12 protein-coding genes and 1 pseudogene are annotated in these 14,569 nt (G+C 39.9%); 3 read left to right on the forward strand and 10 right to left on the reverse strand.

Annotated features, from left to right (window positions below):
- Nucleotides 1-116: 116 nt before the first annotated feature.
- The gene (gene gpr / locus BXP28_RS08565; RefSeq protein ID WP_024094568.1) at nt 117-1,112 is read right to left on the reverse strand and encodes a GPR endopeptidase; all 996 of its coding nucleotides are present in this window, start codon (nt 1,110-1,112) and stop codon (nt 117-119) included.
- 185 nt (nt 1,113-1,297) lie between these two features.
- On the opposite strand from gpr, the gene rpsT reads away from it, so the two are divergent.
- Entirely contained in the window at nt 1,298-1,570 is a 273-nt protein-coding gene (gene rpsT, locus BXP28_RS08570; RefSeq protein ID WP_036656512.1) for a 30S ribosomal protein S20, read from the forward strand.
- Nucleotides 1,571-1,668: 98 nt separating this feature from the next.
- On the opposite strand, the gene holA is transcribed toward rpsT, so the two are convergent.
- From holA to BXP28_RS08610, 9 genes and pseudogenes are all read right to left on the reverse strand, one after another.
- Nucleotides 1,669-2,694 carry a DNA polymerase III subunit delta gene (holA, locus tag BXP28_RS08575; protein ID WP_036656508.1) on the reverse strand — a complete coding sequence of 342 codons (1,026 nt, stop codon included), beginning with the start codon at nt 2,692-2,694 and terminating at the stop codon, nt 1,669-1,671.
- A 331-nt stretch (nt 2,695-3,025) separates the two neighbouring features.
- Nucleotides 3,026-3,262 (reverse strand): hypothetical protein, encoded by a 237-nt coding sequence (locus tag BXP28_RS08580; RefSeq protein ID WP_036656506.1) that lies wholly within the window; start codon nt 3,260-3,262, stop codon nt 3,026-3,028.
- A gap of 29 nt (nt 3,263-3,291) precedes the next feature.
- Nucleotides 3,292-4,050, reverse strand: a complete 759-nt coding sequence (locus BXP28_RS08585) for an anti-sigma factor family protein (protein WP_036656505.1) — start codon at nt 4,048-4,050, stop codon at nt 3,292-3,294.
- Nucleotides 4,040-4,593 (reverse strand): annotated as a pseudogene (locus BXP28_RS08590) (RNA polymerase sigma factor). Before BXP28_RS08590 ends, BXP28_RS08585 begins: the two are co-directional and overlap by 11 nt.
- 524 nt (nt 4,594-5,117) lie before the next feature.
- The gene (locus BXP28_RS08595; protein ID WP_024094571.1) at nt 5,118-5,792 is read right to left on the reverse strand and encodes an ABC transporter ATP-binding protein; all 675 of its coding nucleotides are present in this window, start codon (nt 5,790-5,792) and stop codon (nt 5,118-5,120) included.
- An 11-nt stretch (nt 5,793-5,803) separates the two neighbouring features.
- Nucleotides 5,804-8,311 (reverse strand): FtsX-like permease family protein, encoded by a 2,508-nt coding sequence (locus tag BXP28_RS08600; RefSeq protein ID WP_023483629.1) that lies wholly within the window; start codon nt 8,309-8,311, stop codon nt 5,804-5,806.
- A gap of 113 nt (nt 8,312-8,424) precedes the next feature.
- Nucleotides 8,425-8,706 carry a hypothetical protein gene (locus BXP28_RS22640; RefSeq protein WP_144029639.1) on the reverse strand — a complete coding sequence of 94 codons (282 nt, stop codon included), beginning with the start codon at nt 8,704-8,706 and terminating at the stop codon, nt 8,425-8,427.
- A gap of 12 nt (nt 8,707-8,718) precedes the next feature.
- On the reverse strand, nt 8,719-9,063 hold the full coding sequence (locus BXP28_RS08605) for a ComEC/Rec2 family competence protein (protein ID WP_023483628.1): 345 nt from the start codon (nt 9,061-9,063) through the stop codon (nt 8,719-8,721).
- A 1,367-nt stretch (nt 9,064-10,430) separates the two neighbouring features.
- Complete coding sequence (locus BXP28_RS08610) at nt 10,431-11,993, reverse strand: M4 family metallopeptidase (RefSeq protein ID WP_077585009.1); 1,563 nt, start codon at nt 11,991-11,993, stop codon at nt 10,431-10,433.
- 749 nt (nt 11,994-12,742) lie between these two features.
- Here BXP28_RS08610 and BXP28_RS08620 point away from each other — a divergent pair.
- Together BXP28_RS08620 and BXP28_RS08625 are read left to right on the forward strand one after the other, a co-directional pair.
- Entirely contained in the window at nt 12,743-13,504 is a 762-nt protein-coding gene (locus BXP28_RS08620; protein ID WP_023483533.1) for a RelA/SpoT-related domain-containing protein, read from the forward strand.
- 2 nt (nt 13,505-13,506) lie between these two features.
- On the forward strand, nt 13,507-14,256 hold the full coding sequence (locus BXP28_RS08625) for a Panacea domain-containing protein (protein ID WP_023483534.1): 750 nt from the start codon (nt 13,507-13,509) through the stop codon (nt 14,254-14,256).
- Nucleotides 14,257-14,569: the final 313 nt, after the last annotated feature.

Genomic DNA, 14,569 nt, shown 5'->3' on the forward strand with positions numbered 1-14,569 from the left:
AGAAAGAGAAGCTAGAACTCCCGTTTTGCTAGAAAAATAGAATCCGGGCTTAAGGACAAAAAAGCCTCCCTTTAAAAGAGGGGGCTTCAGCCTAGGTGAACTTTCCTATTAACTTGTCAGTGCGTATAGGCAGCCACATTATTTGTATCAATTGCCTCATGGAGAGCAGCATTCAGTCCGCTGGCAATGACATTGGCAATATCCTCAATGAACTGGTCAATTTCCTTGGGGGTAACGAGCAGATCGTGTCCAAGCGGACTAAGTACCTCTTTCACAAGCATCAGCCGCTCATCGTCTGTCATTTGATCAAGCAGTCCCATGATTTGGCCCGCTTGCCGGGTCTGGGAATGAAAATGTTTTTGTATCATGTCGATGGCACTGTTGACTACTGTTGAAGCATAGACAACCGTAGGAACACCGATAGCAATCACGGGAACCCCAAGGGTTTCTTCTGTCAGGCCCATGCGCTTGTTCCCGATACCGGAACCGGGGTGAATTCCTGTATCGGCTATCTGAATAGTAGTATTGACCCTCTCAAGTGCCCGGGAGGCCAAAGCATCCACGGCAATGACCAGATCGGGCTTTGATTTATCCACAATCCCCTGCACAATCTCACCGCTTTCCATCCCGGTTATTCCGAGGACACCTGGGGCCATTGCACTGACCGGACGATAGCCCGGCTCCACCTGATCCGGCATAAGTTCGAAATAATGCCGCGTAATCATCACATTTTCCACAACAAGAGGCCCTAGGGCGTCGGGTGTAACATTCCAGTTTCCCAGCCCAATAATCAGTACCTTGGCATTTTTGGGAATTCCCCGCTTAGCAAGGAATTGTTCGAACAATTGGGCAAATTTCGTTGCTACCTTATCCTGAACCTCTGTATCCTGCCTGCGAAGGCCGGGTACTTCCAGCGTAATATAATGTCCCGGGAGTTTTCCCATAGCCTGGGCACCTTCCTGGGAAGTAATTTCGATCATGGTGATATTGATTCCATTCTCGTGATAGGAATCTGTAAGTACACCCGGCAGGTTGGAGCCCCTTGCTTTTGAAGCCATGTCTCTTGCCTCTAGAGCCAAATCCGTACGCACGGAATAAGCGCCTAAATCCATTTGTCTTTAAGCTCCTCTCAATCTCAGATACCTGATATTGTTTGAAAAATAGTGATTTCTTATGCATAGGGGAACGCTCCAACCCCGGCCAACCTATTGCTTTTTCTAATACTGCGTGGTAGAATATCTAAAGTTGTCAACAAATGAAACGTTGAACGCCTTACTTGAAGTAGGAGGTGAATGTCATGCCAAACATCAAATCCGCGATCAAAAGAGTAAAGGTGAGCGATAAGCGCCGTCTTCGCAACGCCTCTCAAAAATCCGATCTTCGCACTGCGATAAAAGCTTTTGAAACCGTTGTTGCAAGCAATAACGTTGATTCTGCTAAAGAAGCTTTCGTCGTTGCTTCCAAAAAGTTGGATAAAGCAGCGTCTAAAGGATTAATCCATAAAAATGTTGCTAACCGCAAAAAATCTCGCCTGGCTAAAAAGCTCAACGAGTTGGTTGCACAAGCATAATTTTTCAAAACATAACCATGAGAGAACAGCTCCGCCGTTTTTAAAAACGGCGGAGCTGTTCCGTATATGAAGTTATAAAATCAGATTTTATGTCTCCTTTAAAACCCGGCGGCTTGCTTTAAGAGAAAGAAGTGAAGCCCCATCGTTTTGTCCACCTGCCCGGTTTTCATTTGGTAATCCAAATCCGCGAGGGCTGAAATAACCTGGCTGAGCTGTTCTTCCGAATACGTTTTGCCCTGCTGATCCGCAATTTTTACCGCATAGGGATGCAATCCAATCTGGGAGGCGGTTTGCTGATGGGAATACCCTTGTTTACTCAATGCTTTCACCTGCAGCATAATCCGGTATTGTCTGGCGATCAGCATGACCAGTTTAATTGGCTCTTCTTTTTGCCTGATCAAATCTTCCAGCAGATCAAATGCTTTGTTCATCCGCTTTTGAACCACATGCTCAACCAGCATGAAGACATTTTGTTCCGCCGTTCTTGGGACCATCTGATCAATCAATTCTCCCGTGACGGTCCCGCCTTTTCCCACATATAAAGAAAGCTTTGCTATTTCTTTGGAGATGGACTGAAGATGTCCGTCCGTATATACAATAAGCTGTTCGACCGCTTCAGGACTGAATGTAAATTTTGCTTCCGTCGCCTGCTTTTTTATCCATGCCTGAAGATGATCAACAGATAAAGGAGCGCAGGGTACGATCACTCCGTTTTGCTTGACCAGTTTAACAATTTTTTTCCGCTCATCCAGCTTTTCCGCATCCACGCGGAAAACCAGAACGGTGTAATCAACAGGAGCTTTCATGTATGCGGTAAGTTTGTCCAGATCATGATCAAGCTTGTTATTTTCTTTGGCCGCCGTAAACAAAGCCGACCGCTGCACATATACCAGCTTACGCGGAGCCATAAACGGCAGCGTTTCGGCATCAGCAATGATATCCTGAACGGGGGTTTCGGTTAAATCAAATTTACTGACGGCAAATTCCCGTTGATCAGGGTCTATCAGCGCCTCAGTGAGTTTACCTATAAATTGGTCAATTAAATAAGGTTCTGTCCCGTAGCAGAGATAAACCGGGGCGAAATCCCCTTTGCCGATTTGCTTCAATGCATCCTTATAGTCCATACCTTCACCTCTTTTTTTCATCTTACCAACAGCAAAGGGATTACGTCAAAACCTGTCGGCTTGACGCAATCCCTTTGCCGGGGTAAAGGAAACACGGAAGAGTTTCCCGCTTATAAGATAAGATACGCCCCTGTTTACAAGGAATCAGATTCAGGCAGGAATCAGCCATCTTATCTTATGGAAAAACCTCGAGCTTTTGCCCGTACGAAGGCGGAACAGCATTTATTTGAACACCAGCGGCTTGGCTCTAGAAACCAAAACGCCGGTGAGTGTCCAACTCAGTTCCTTTCTTACCATACAGTATACGCAAAAACTCTGAAATGGTTCATCTTTATGAATTTACCGGTTGTTCTACTTTATCTTGGATTTGAATCACAAACTTTTGAGTTAGGTTACCGCTTGCCACTTCATAAGTGAAGCTGTTGTTGCCATTCCATCCGACCAGTAGCACTACATCATCTTGTTTCCATTGAAAGGAAGAAGAATAAACAATCGTCTTGTCGGCATTGCGGATTATAACTTTTTGATTCTCGTTAGATGCAATCAGTTGACCGTCCCCGGTTTTCAACTGATTCTGGTTTATCTCCTGAAATTTGCCTACAATTTGCTTATTGACCTCGTCTTTGTCAGGTTGGGGCTGAACCGGAGGGGTCTCAGGCTCAGTTTTATCCGGTGCGGGGTCCTCTTTAGGCTTTGACGGTTTCGCAGCAGGTTGGGATGATGGTTTTTCCCGGTTTGGCTTGGAAACAGTTTCTTTGGGACTCTGTTGGACCTCCCCTTCACATTAGGTCCATCATCCTTCTTCTCCGCTTTCACAGGCTCAACGTGAACAGGTTCCACTTTCTGCTGACTGGATGGTTTTTCTTCCATAAGCATGTTCTGCTCAGAAGGCGGTTGTACCGGTTCAGTTTCACTTTGCTCGGCTGTTATAAATATCTCTCCTGCATCCACAGCGCCCTCGGTCTGCAAGGAAGATACAGTAAAACCAAGCGAAACCATACAAAAACCAAATACCGTTGCCACGATCCCCAGACCGTAACGACGGAATCTTCGCTTACAAAAACGGAATTGTCTGTCTAATTGTTTGGAGCTTTTTTGAAGGGGCCTAACAATAGCTGCTCTGGAACCTGTTGAATCAGGAAAAGGCAGTTTCGGAAGAACCCGATCAACCAGGCTGTAAGGCGGTTTGATTTGTGGCAAAGGTGCGATGTCCTTCTCAAGCAGTTTTAAACGCCAATATAACTCCATACAGGAAGAACACTGCTCGATATGCAGGAGGAGCTTTTCCCGCTGAACCGGGCTCAAATGATGATCCAAATCTTCCTGCATGAAAGATACAGCCTCATTACACCTCATCCTGGATGCCTCCCCTCTGATAATCTTGCAGGAAAACCTGCAATTGTTGTCTGGAGCGGAAGAGATAGGATTTGACCGTATTTAAAGGCAATCCGAGACGATTTGCTATTTCATGATAGGAAAAACCGTTTAAATACCGCAGTACTACCACAGAACGATGATGATCCGGCAATTTATGTATAGCTTTCTTATGTCTTCTATAAGGTAAGCATTCATTACTTCATCTTCTACATTCCTGTCGCACATAAAATGAAGATCATGCTCTTCAATGGATACAGTAGGCTTGGCCTTTCTGAACTTATCAATACAAATATTCGTAACGATACGTTGAACCCACGTCTTAAACTGGGCTTTTTCCTCATAAGAACCGATTTTCGAATAAATACGGATGAGCACTTCTTGAGAAGCATCCAGTGCATCCTGTTCATTGCCAAGCAAATAGTAGGCTGTACGATAAACATAGGTTTCAATCTCTCGCAGCAGGCTAACGAGTGCTTCCTGATTGCCGGATTGGGCTTCTCTTATGACTTCAGGCGGTACCACGCTGCTCCCCCTCTCCTGCACCTTTACAGACGCTTGTTAAGCATTGAAGGTTGCAACCATCTATTAATATGAAGAAAAAAAATCTTGGTTTTCCGACTTTGGATATACCCGGTAAAAAAGATAACTGTCAGGAAGTTAGGTAATTTGTCAAACAACTGGGCCGAAAGAGTTAACTTTCTTTCATGGATATATGAAAAATTCCCTATAGCGGAATCTATCATACCATAAATTTAGTATTTTTTTGTCGTATTTCTTCGGTTTTTGTCATCTTTTTTTAATTCAGGTTCTCTATTAATATCGGAAATTGTCGGCAAATGTTTAAAGACTTACACACCTACTAAAGACCCAAAGAAGTTAGACTCCATTTTTTTAATCTGACTTATTGCCGCAATCCTGACAGATTAATAGAGAGCTAAAACATAAAGAACCCAAGGGAGGACACTTTTTCAAGTATCCATCTCTTGGGTTACGGTTTTACGGGCGAGAATTATTCTACATATGTGAGAACGTTTAAAGAGAGCCGTTTATGGTTGTACAGTCTGAATGTTGCCGTCTTTCATGTTAAAACAGAGATCACATTGATCTGCCACTTCAGGATCATGTGTAGATAAGACAATCGTCATCCCCTCATTTTTTATTTCCGTTAATAAATGTATGACCGAGTCTCTGGTGGTACTGTCCAGATTTCCTGTTGGTTCATCGCAGATTAATAATTGAGGTGAATGGATAAGTGCCCGTGCAACCGCTACCCTTTGTTGTTCTCCACCTGAAAGTTCCGAAGGCAGATGGTGAATTCTATGGGATAATCCTACTTTATCCAACATTTCAGCTGCACGTTTTTCTTTAGAGAATGTTGTTTTTAGAGGAACCAACGGCAAACATACATTGTGTAGTGCCGATAACTGTGGTAATAAATGCGGAGATTGAAAAGAAAAGCCTATATACTTTTGTCGTATGGTTTGCCTATTAGAATCCGATATTAGTTCCCCATCTATATAAATATCCCCTTCAGAAGGGCTGGTTTGAAGACCCATAATTGAAAGCAGTGTTGTTTTCCCCGATCCGGAAGGACCCATAATGGAAACCATAGTATTTCGAGTTATCAATAACGAGATGTCTTTAAGCACCTCTACTTGTTGTTTAGCTAAAGAATATGATTTGAAAAGTTTATGCATGGAAACAATATGTTCATTCGTCATAACATCCTCCGCTATATATGTCTGTTCAGCTTATTGATTTTCAATAACAGATAATAAAATCCTATAAGAAGAAAAATGGACATGAATATGGCCATGCAAAGGATTTGGGCGTAAATAGGAATAGGAAAATCAGTATAAAAAATACGGAAAACACCCAAACCCAAAAAAAGCGAAATGGAAAAGCCAAGGAAATAGGTAAGAGAAAACTCTATGAATAACAACTTTCTGATCGACCGGTTGGTCCAACCAACCCGATTCAAAATAACAATTTCATTTTTTCTTTTGCCAATTAAACCTGCTGCATGTTCAAATAAGTTGAATAAAATTAAAACAACTAAAGCGACCAGGATAAACAGATGAAAACCAAACATATTTAAGTTGACCGCTTCACCTAAAAAAGTCGTTTGAACATTTTTTCTTGTACCAAAAAGCATATTGAGTAAAAACAGAATCGTACCTAAAGAAGCAGCTAATGAAAGCACAATGTACCCCGTATACGCCAGTTGTGATTTAAAATTCCCCCATGCAAGCCCAAAAACGGAAGAAAGGGCAACGTGTTTCTTTTTCCATTCCTTCTCAACTCCAACTTGTACATCTTGCTTGTTGATTTTAAATAGTTGGTACCAGATGGAAGCAAAAATCCATATAACGATAATGAATTGGATATATAGTACGCTTTCCCAAGCAATACTTACGGACTGATGCAAAAAAATCAGAACTAAAACAGATAAGCTTAAACCGCCGACCAGTTTTATCCCCCATTCTAGAGCCAGCATCTTCTTCAAATCTCTCATTGTCCATCCAATTCCCAGCAATACAGAATATTCCTTTCTCCTTACCGTCAACAAGCTCCGTGTATGTACCACTGCAAAGACAGCCGTAAGCAAAAATAAGCTAAGCATAATAAATAAGGAGACATAATCCATCGACTTTGTTATGGAGGCCGCAACGCCTAAAGTAGTCCATATTTCTTTGACAATGCCTACGTTTGGAAAGTCGCTCGTTTCCGGTATTTTTACATGCATCTGTTTTTTTGAGGCACCGGCCACAATATCTGTATGAAGTCCTGTAAGTTCATAAATGCTTTTGGCGACTTTTTTTATTTTTGCTTCTGTTTGAGAATCATATCCACCGATATCTTTTACCCGAACACGTATAGCGTCAATAGGTGTCTCGCCTTTTAATAGCTCTATATTTGATAAATTTGTTATCGCGCTTGCTTGGATGGGCAGGAAAGTATCCGGGGTCAGATCTTTTTTCAGTTCAATATTTTGTTTGTTGCCGTCTTGATCAAGTACAAGATAGACCGGGGAAAAGGAATATATCCCCAGCGGGCTCGGGTCCAGGTCGGAATTGCCTATACTCTTTCCGCTATACGTGCCTGTGATTTGATAATCAAAACTTCTCTCTTCAGGCAAGCCACCCCGGACGGCCATCTCTTTTTTGATAAGAGGTCTGTATTTTCCATCCTTCGGTTTTAATAGGAAGTCGTAATTTTCACCTTTACCGGCTTCTTCATAGTTCAGACGGTCTGTTAAATAGTAAACCGATGTATCTAAAGAGGAATTGATGCCCCCGAAAGTTTTTTGCAAGTTGCCTTTTTGATCAAGGTCAAGGCGACTTATGCGAAAAGGCTGTAACTCTTTAGACAAATCAAACTTTTCTTTCAATATTGGCGGATTTTTTAAGTCATGCTCTAAAAACTTATTTACTTCAGACAGGTCTTTCATCTGCCTAAATTGTTGTTTCCACTCCTCCTCGGATTTAGTTGATTTTCTAACTTCGAATAATGCCTGCATCGAAACATCACTATCTTCATTAATTAGAAGAGGGATAGACGGGGGAAGTTTAGTTGATTTTTCAGTTCCCAATCTATCTGTAATATTCATTTTTTGGGCGGTTAGCTTATCTTCTTGTTCAGGGTCTACTGCTACGAGTAGATTGTAGTTTGTTGGCAGGGTGAAATTAATGAACTTTTTTCCGTCCTCTTCCATAAAACCCATCGACCTGTTAGGCATGATTGGAGGATCACTTAAAGGAATATTCACTACATGTGTATCCAAAACCTGTTTATATGAATCCGGAAGTCCCGTTTCATTTGATATTTTTATGGAAGTAACCCAGGTGTTTTCTTTCACACTTGGCAGCTCAACCTTTATCCCTCCGGAATCGTTGGTAAAAAAGCCTAACACGGATACAGGTGCAGCCACTTCCACATCGGGAATATCAGTTATTTTTTTGTACTGGGCTAAACTAATTCCCCCTATTCCTCCTGTTAAATAATTTTCTTCTACTATCCCTTTTTTCTGTTCAATATCTGAACGTGCTTCCGGATGCCTGACCAGAATGTCATAGCTTCCGCGGCTATATTTATGAATAGACTCGCTTAGAGCAACTTTGCTGGAATGCAGACTATTATATGCAAACGGGATGGAGCCGAATAAACAGCCTAAAAGCAAAACAGATATGAAAAAATTCCATTTCCCTTTACGATGCAACAAGAACAGAAACTTGAACATGAATATGCACTCCGATATGAAAATGTAATTAGAGAAATTAAACGCTCACCAGTTGGTTTATGAAATGGATTCTGGAATATAAAATAGGAGACCAACGTCTCCTATCTTCGTTTCTATCTTACTGTTACTACTGCACCGGCAGTAGTTGAATAACCACCGGAACCAACATATAAAGCAGGGTATTTTGTTCCTGATGAGGAGTAAAAATGATACCATGTATGTGATTTATTAGACCCAATATAGTCATATTTAGTTATTCCTTCTCCTACATTCAGAGTGGCAACGTAAAAGGGAGGGTAAACTCCGCCATACCAACTTCCACCAAATTTAGCATAATGTTGACTACATATTACTATAAAACCCATATAAAGTGAATATAAATACTTATATTTCATTTCCTCTTTCGCTTACATTTTGTTTCTATAGCTTATATTCCCATTCTTTACTTGCACCTCTACTTCCCCAAGCAGATCCGTGCGCAGAACCGGTATTTGTCTCTGTTCCAACCTTTCCAGAATATCCGGTGAAGGGTGTCCGTACCGGTTATTTACGCCTGCGGAAATCAAGGCAAGTTTGGGTTTCCAATAATCCAGCCATTCTGGTGAGGTCGAGGTTTTACTGCCATGATGGGCTACTTTGAGTACGTCCACCTCTTTCTCAGGGAGCAGCTCGGGCTGTTGCAGCAATTCCCTTTCCTCCTCTTTCCCCATGTCTCCGGTGAATAACCATTTCGTTCCCTCCAGATAGAGCAAAAAGACAACTGATTTTGCGTTTTGATCCTTTTCAAGCGGAATTTCTTCATCTTCAGCCGGCGGCTTATTTTCCCGGGCAGGAGGATACAGGATCTGAAGAAAAGTGTTCCGGTCTATAGGAATCGATATCCCTTCCGTCCCCCCGATTAGGGTGAACCCGAGCCCCTAATATAACTATCTACATCTTTAAAACCCTTGATTTATAAGGGTTTTTCTTGTTCGCGTCTGTTCGTATCCGAGTGAATTATGGTGATTCCGAGTACATTTCGTCCCCAATTCGTCCCCAATTCGCCCTCAATGAGAGTCGAAACTATATATCTCAAACATTAATACAACGGAGCAACCTCATATAAGCGGGTTGCTCCGTTTCAATTTACTTGAGCGTTAAAATTTCATCCACTGCTGCTCTGTAAGCTAATTCAATCGCTTTAGACTTGACGTGAAACATCTCTTCAAGTTCAAAATAATTATCTATTTCATTGTCAGGGATATACTTCATAAGGTCTTTGAACCTTTTTTTCAAATCTTAGAACAGACTGGTTATTCTTTTCATATTCATCACGCAACTGATAAATGCGAGATTGAATTGACGGTTCTAAAATTTCCTTTACCATAGTTGGACAACTCCCCTTATTGGCATCTTTACCGATCTCTAAATACAATTTTGATAAGTCAACTTGCTTTTTAATCTGACTCACCTCTTGTTTATTTTAGTTTCATGATATTGTGAACTCGCTCTAGGAAGTTCTGAACGGATAACCTTTAAATAAATCGTTTACAAAATACCTGCAATTGGTTCTAAGATAAGTAATGTCCCTCCCTATTGTTATATTTGTTGATGCCACGTTCATTACTTCCCCCACTTCTAGTTAAATTAATGGTTAGAACACCGCTTTCAAATCATTCACTCAAACTTATGTACTAGGTGAATAACTTCACAATCCATCATGCATCACTCCCTTTCTTTTCTATATATATCCATTATAAAAGTGGTTCAATTATTGATACAACAATCAATTTATACCAAAACGAGAACAAAACAGATAAATGTTGAAACTTCTAGTTTCTGCTTTTTCCAAATTATGTATAAAGCCGAAAGAAATCTTCAAGGTTATCACCTTTTTATTCCATCTCCTTAAGGACATTTATCCATTTCATCTTAGCATTCAGTTTTAGGATATATTTTCCACTTGTAAAGTGGAATGGGGTTATGCTATGTTTTTATTGGAATCGTTGGTTTTCCCACCAACTTCTGAGCATTTTTTCTCGATGGCTTCCGGTAAGTTGGGGCCCAATATCATCCATGAAAAAGATCACGTTGGCAAAATTACTCCATCGTGATCTTTTATTATTAGAATTTTTCGCAATTACTGAACCCCAACAGCATCATAGGCTTTATTTACTGATTTAGCCTCATTTGAATTATCTCCAAATAAATCTTTTGCTGCTTGTATAGCTGCAACCCTCATAGTTGAGAAATTAGCATATGGTGTCAAATAATGAGTAAGTGCATGGTAATATATTTCGACTGCTTCATCCCTACCTATGCCAGACACTATTACCCCTCTATGAGTTCCTCCTTCTGCGAGCAAATAGAAGGCTTTGTTATTAATTCCACTGTTGATATGGACTCCTCCATTATCAAATGGACCTGTGTACAGATCCTCGTACGAATCCGGTTGATCATAACGTGTTGGGTCTTGCATGGAACGAAAAGCTTCTCCTTTTACCGACACATCTTCTCCTATTAGCCATCCTTTGTTTTTGATAGAGTTGCCCATAATATCGGATATAGATTCATTAAGCGCCCCAGGTTCATTTCGATATTCTAAATTTGCCGTATACTGGGTAACGCCATGAGTTAATTCATGACCAATTACACCTAAATCTGAAGAGAATGCCCGAAAGTTAACTCCATCACCATCTCCATAAGCAATTTGTTCCCCATTCCAAAAAGCATTATTGTAATTCAAGCCTAAATGAACTGTTGATTTAATCTGCATTCCTTCGCCATCTAGGCTATCTCTGTTAAATTTGTGTTTGTAGAAATCATAAACCTTTTCAGCATAGGCATGAGCGTCCACAGCAGCTGCATCTGTCCAATTATTATTGTTTCTACTGGTTACAAGAAATCCCGGAAGGAAATATGAGTTAAGTGCTGTGTATGTTTTTATACCGTTACCACGCGTCGTATCATAGAGTTGAAACTGAGCTCCAACTTGTTTGGTTTCAAATGTTTTTGTGTCGCCCAAAACACCCGTTCCTGTTCCTGTAGCCTGTTCTAGTAGGCTATATTTGTTCACGATACTACCATCCTTTGCATTGATAAAATAACGTGTACGAAAAGGTTTGGGATCAATTGTATTCATTTCTGTCATATAGACTAACCACGCCTTGCCTTGATGCAAATATACATAGATATCAGCTTTGGGATCCGTTGCAGGTTTGCCAATATTTCCGATTTGGTTTTCAGCGTCTTTTTGTGCGACTTGAATAGCATCAGTTGGACTTATTTGGGGCTTAGCCTCTACTGGCAAAAAGCTTTGATGTTGGCTTGGGAGCAGATTACCAAGTAAACAGGTGATTTTCCCTTTTTTATTTATATGAATGGTTTGTTCAGCGCCATACACGGGAATGTCATGTATATATTGTTTCAGTTTGTAATGAACCGTTCCTGCTTTAGGATGAGTTTCCTTCTTGATAATACGGAGTTGATTCCGAAGTTCACCAGAACTAATATCCAGTTCCTTTTCTTTGTTAAGAAGAAACTCCCAAATTATTTCCTCTTCAGGCGTTCCAGGCGTAGGTTCCCAACTTTCAGCAGCAATAACTTTAGCAGGTAATTCATCGCCTGGCTCTGCTGCTCCAGCGCTTAAGGAAGTCCCTATAAGAAAGAACCCCGCTAAAAATGTCAGTAGTAGTTTTTTCACTTAATCCTCTCCCTAAAAGTTTTTTTAACCAAAATGAATCCCATTGAAATAATTAACAAGAAATTACATTATGCTATGTCAGAATGCCAAAAACTGTTCGGGCTTTTCACACAAAAATAAGATCACGAAGGCAACTTTACGTCTGCCTTCGTGATCTTTTTACTTTAAAGATCCCTACCACCATATAGAACGTGAAATAATGACCAATAGAATAAACAAGACTAAAATAGCTGATGTACTTGTGAATCCTCCGTAACCTCCACATGAAGCTCCATTTCCGTATACTTGGCCCACTCATAACACTCCTTTCCTTTAGGCTCAATATCATTGTATGATAAGATCTAGGTACTGATTGGACTGTTTGAGCCTCTTTTAGAAAAGGGCTGTGACTTGTAAGGCGGCGTAAGATATGCTACTTTATATAGGAATTGTTGGTTTCCCATCGAACATTTTCATAATGGCTCTTTGGGGAGCTATTTCTTTGTACATTAAGCCGCGAGCGCCTAGGAAGTTAATTTTGGCGCTTTTTTTGTATTTCGATTCAACTCCAGTTGTAAAAACATAAAGAGGTTGCAGTAAGAGAATCCGTGGGTTCTGGCCTGCGCATTTTTCAAAAAACATAGAAATTTTTGTTAAATATTTCGCTAATTTAGAAGGAGTTCTATTGAGGCGTGTAGAAGTGTTTTATAAGTTTAAGATATCGAAGATAGCTTAAACCTTAATTAATTATTATGCTAGAGTCCTAACTGATGGCTAAAGAGCAGCAAAAGAGTACGGGCAAAAGTACAACAATTGTTTGGTGGTGGTTAAAAAGGATGGATTTCAGTCAGCGGTTAGGAACTATTATAAGCATTGATTACAAACCTATAATACACTTGATAACTGAAATTAGTGATATACATGGAGAATTCTCAAATGAATATTTAAAAGAATGTAGAAACCGGTTAATAAATATGAAGAAACAGTTGGTTAGGGATACCTTTGAAGATGGACTTAATATTGTCAAAGAGGATTTTTATTCTTTAGTCCAAAATTATCATGAGATGCTTAGAGCCTTCATTGTTGAAACTGAATTGGAATATGATTATGCCGATTTGCATTTGCGCATGAGAGTGAAACAAATGGAATCAATAATGCATAAATTGATTTTTTATAAGACAGGAAAAAAAGAGGAAGGGAAAGTTCCAATAAACAAGTGTTTGAATGATTTATTGGGAATCAGAATATTAATTGGCGGATTTGACTACAATTGTAATAAATTCAATGACTTGTATCAAAAAATAAAGTCGACTCATAAAATAAAAATAGAAAATAGATCCATTGAGGGTTATCGAGGTACTCATATTTATTTTTATGTTAATAATCAAGCTTTTCCTTGGGAACTTCAAATATGGAATAAAGCGCATGAGAAGGAAAATGAACAATTACATAAAACACATAAAAGTAAACGCGAGTACATAAAATGGCCTAATACATATAAAAATTCAAAAGAACATGAAGGAGGTGTTTGAACATGGCATTTCACTTTGTAGCAATAATGAGTAACTATGTAAAAGGAATGCGTATCGGCTGGCATTATGCTTCAGAGGGGAAACTTGACAAAGCTTTGATAAAGCAATTTATGAGTAGAGTCGAGGAAAAATATAGTGATGCTCAATTAGGCATTCACAAAATTGCTACAGATTCTGTTACTTGGCGATCAGTCGTAGAAAAAGATTCATTTTTCGAGGATGTTTTTGTAACGACTGATATAGAAAAATTTGTTAGGCTTATAGCAGAAGATCAGGAATTAAAGGCCTATGATGTAGCTAAATTTATAGTATCCACTGTACAAGTATCACATTTAAAATTGCAGAAGCTGTTATACTATGTATATGCAGATTTTTTACTGGCTACAGGCAAAAAGTTATTCAAAGAACCAATTGTAGCATTTGAATACGGCCCAGTGGTAGAAGAGGTTTTTCATAAATATAAGGTTCATGGTTCTTCTGAAATTGATTATAAAGAAGATGAGTATTTTTGTATTTATACGGATGAATTCGCCGTTACACCTTCTTTCATGAGAGTAGCATCTTCTGAGCATGGTATTTATGCGGTTGGATTCATATTAAAGGTCCTAGATAAATACGAGTCATATTCAGCAGGAGAACTTGTTAAAAAAACACATCAAGTAGGAGGCCCTTGGAAAAGGGTTTATGTAAAAGGAATGAATTATGAAATTACGGATGAATTGATCAAGAGATACCATAAATTTGTTCAGTAGCAGGCACCTACCTGGTGCAACGTGGATTTGAATCGTGTAGAAAGAGTCTTGAGGAAGCACCTCAAGGCTCTTTTTTCCGTTTCTAAAAACACAAACGATCTGGTCGCAAAAATTAGCTCTTAATTGGAGAATGGTTGCAAAATCATAAAGAGGTGCTTGTAGGTAGCAGAAAAGGTGTCTTATTAGACAAAAGGGCTATTCTTGGACTGGGGTAAAATCGAAAGTCTTACCGTAGAGGAATCGGTATGGTTTATACAAATAACCTGTGGAATAAAAAATAGGCCGTCACGGCATCGCTTTTGTGTCCAATCCC

Source organism: Paenibacillus larvae subsp. larvae (assembly GCF_002003265.1).
In the GTDB taxonomy this organism is placed as follows: domain Bacteria; phylum Bacillota; class Bacilli; order Paenibacillales; family NBRC-103111; genus Paenibacillus_H; species Paenibacillus_H larvae.

Bases quoted from the DNA above. Each gene is read 5' to 3' on its own strand.
- gpr (WP_024094568.1), bottom strand. From the start codon at position 1,112: ATGGATTTAGGCGCTTATTCCGTGCGTACGGATTTGGCTCTAGAGGCA.
- rpsT (WP_036656512.1), top strand. From the start codon at position 1,298: ATGCCAAACATCAAATCCGCGATCAAAAGAGTAAAGGTGAGCGATAAG.
- holA (WP_036656508.1), bottom strand. From the start codon at position 2,694: ATGGACTATAAGGATGCATTGAAGCAAATCGGCAAAGGGGATTTCGCC.
- BXP28_RS08585 (WP_036656505.1), bottom strand. From the start codon at position 4,050: ATGAGGTGTAATGAGGCTGTATCTTTCATGCAGGAAGATTTGGATCAT.
- BXP28_RS08595 (WP_024094571.1), bottom strand. From the start codon at position 5,792: ATGACGAATGAACATATTGTTTCCATGCATAAACTTTTCAAATCATAT.
- BXP28_RS08600 (WP_023483629.1), bottom strand. From the start codon at position 8,311: ATGTTCAAGTTTCTGTTCTTGTTGCATCGTAAAGGGAAATGGAATTTT.
- BXP28_RS22640 (WP_144029639.1), bottom strand. From the start codon at position 8,706: ATGAAATATAAGTATTTATATTCACTTTATATGGGTTTTATAGTAATA.
- BXP28_RS08620 (WP_023483533.1), top strand. From the start codon at position 12,743: ATGGCTAAAGAGCAGCAAAAGAGTACGGGCAAAAGTACAACAATTGTT.
- BXP28_RS08625 (WP_023483534.1), top strand. From the start codon at position 13,507: ATGGCATTTCACTTTGTAGCAATAATGAGTAACTATGTAAAAGGAATG.